Genomic DNA, 1,124 nt, shown 5'->3' with positions numbered 1-1,124 from the left:
GCGGCGGCGGCCCAGCAGGCGGCGGCGTCCTCCGGCCGACGGTCCGGCGGCGGCGCGGGCGCCGACTGCGGAGGTGCGGGCTCGTACGAGGCGCCCCGCAACGACGGCGGCACCGTGTTCCACACCTCGACCCCCACGGCCACGGGGGACGGGAGCAACGGGAACCTGCCTGCCTCGGCGATGACCCCCCTGTCCTGGTGCCAGGACTCCGCCGGCAACCAGCAGTGGCTGCGCAGCGACGCCGCGGCGGCGCTGACGAGCCTCAACGAGGCGTTCCGGGCGCAGTTCGGCGAGAACGTCGCGGTCGACATGAGCTACCGCTCCTACGCCGACCAGGTCGCGATGCGCGCCTACTACGGCGGCATCGCCGCCCAGCCCGGCACGTCGAACCACGGCCTGGGTACCGCGATCGACACGTGGGAGTGGGAGCAGTACGCCTTCGGCAGCTCCCGCTACGAGTGGCTCGTGGCGAACGGCCCGGCCTACGGGTGGGTGGCGCCGTCCTGGGCGCGCGCCGGCGGCTCCAACCCCGAGTACTGGCACTTCGAGTACACCGGCTGACCGGGACGGGGCCGCCCGCTCAGCGCGACGTCGACACGCGGTACTGGGCGTTGGCCAGCGGCACGAAGATCACCAGGATGACCGCCGACCAGATCAGCGTGTAGAGCTCCGCGTTGACCAGGGGCCACGCCGTGGGCGCCGGCTGGCCGGCCGGGATGTTGCCGAACAGCTCACGGGCCGCCTGGGTGACCGCCGAGACCGGGTTCCACTCCGCGAAGGTCCGCAGCGCGGCGGGCAGGGTGTCCAGCGGGACGAAGGTGTTCGCCACGAACGTCAGCGGGAAGATGATGATGAACGAGGCGTTGTTGACCACCTCGGGGCTCGGCACCAGCATCCCCACCCACGCCATGATCCAGGAGATCGCATAGGCGAAGACGAGCAGCAGCCCGTAGCCCGCCAGTGCCTCCAGCAACGACCCCCGGATCCGCCAGCCCACCAGCAGCCCCGTGAGCGACATGACGACGAGCACCAGGACGTTGTTGACGACGTCGGACAGGGTGCGACCGGTGAGCACCGCCGACGGCGCCATGGGCAGCGACCGGAAGCGGTCGATGATGCCCTTC

The 1,124-nt window shown here is 71.7% G+C and carries 2 protein-coding genes; one reads left to right on the top strand and one right to left on the bottom strand.

What is annotated here, in order from left to right:
- On the top strand, window positions 1-561 hold a 561-nt coding region (locus PKY62_RS06910; protein ID WP_324535974.1), incomplete at its 5' end, for a M15 family metallopeptidase.
- 19 nt (window positions 562-580) lie between these two features.
- Here the strand turns inward: PKY62_RS06910 and PKY62_RS06905 are convergent.
- Window positions 581-1,124: ABC transporter permease (locus PKY62_RS06905; RefSeq protein ID WP_324535973.1), on the bottom strand; the 544-nt coding region annotated here is incomplete at its 5' end.

It is taken from the genome of Actinotalea sp. (assembly GCF_035443605.1).
Classification (GTDB): domain Bacteria; phylum Actinomycetota; class Actinomycetes; order Actinomycetales; family Cellulomonadaceae; genus Actinotalea.
Note: the sequence above shows the minus strand (reverse complement) of the source record. Positions and strands in the feature narration are given on the sequence as shown.